This window comes from Liquorilactobacillus sicerae, assembly GCF_029916425.1.
Taxonomy (GTDB): domain Bacteria; phylum Bacillota; class Bacilli; order Lactobacillales; family Lactobacillaceae; genus Liquorilactobacillus; species Liquorilactobacillus sicerae.
The window spans coordinates 1-401 of the sequence record NZ_JAHAVQ010000338.1 but is presented as its reverse complement, the minus strand read 5'-3'; the positions used below and the strand labels follow the sequence as shown (position 1 = coordinate 401).

1 protein-coding gene is annotated in these 401 nt (G+C 36.2%); it reads left to right on the top strand.

The window, feature by feature from the left end:
• Positions 1-31: 31 nt before the first annotated feature.
• Positions 32-401 (top strand): tyrosine-protein phosphatase (locus KH893_RS12735; protein ID WP_281166390.1); only part of this gene is annotated, 370 nt, incomplete at its 3' end.

Genomic DNA, 401 nt, shown 5'->3' with positions numbered 1-401 from the left:
GTACAAAGAAAAGAATTCCGGATATTTAAACATGATTAACAATTATGAGCATTTAGTCGCTGATGAATTTTCAAATTCTGCTTACCGCAAGTTTTTTGTTTTGTTGTTGGAAGAAAAGCAGACCCTGGCTTTTCATTGTACGGCTGGTAAAGATCGAACAGGAGTCGCTTCGATGCTCTTTATGGAAGCGCTAGGAATTAGCGAAGATCAGATTAAGCACGATTATTTGATTACCGATCGCTTGTCGACCAAAATTGTCGGCGACAAAATAAATTATATGAAGAAAAAAGGCGCTAGTGCTGAAGAAATAGCTAATATTCGCTCATTATGGACTGTTAATATTGATTATTTGCAAAGAGCAATTGATACTGTAAAATCATTGTCTGGTGATCCAATTACCT